A 218-nucleotide genomic window follows, 5' to 3' on the forward strand; every position below is an offset into this window, starting at 1 on the left:
TGCGATGCAAGAAGTAAGTAAAGCAACAGGCTGGAAATACGAGTTCAAAGATTTAGCAGCGTATGATGCAGAAGGAAAGGCATACAAGTATGAAGTGAAAGAACAGCCAGTTGAAGGATATGAATCAAAAGTAAACGGTTATGACATCACAAATACAAAAGTAGGCGAAACAAAAGTAGAAGGAACAAAGACATGGAACGATAACAATGCAACAGATC

1 protein-coding gene is annotated in these 218 nt (G+C 38.1%); it reads left to right on the plus strand.

From position 1 onward, the window contains the following. Positions 1 to 218: Cna B-type domain-containing protein (locus MR083_RS27540; RefSeq protein WP_396022325.1), on the plus strand; the 218-nt coding region annotated here is incomplete at both ends.

Origin of the sequence: Bacillus cereus group sp. BfR-BA-01408 (assembly GCF_022663305.1) — a bacterium.
In the GTDB taxonomy this organism is placed as follows: Bacteria; Bacillota; Bacilli; order Bacillales; family Bacillaceae_G; genus Bacillus_A; species Bacillus_A pacificus.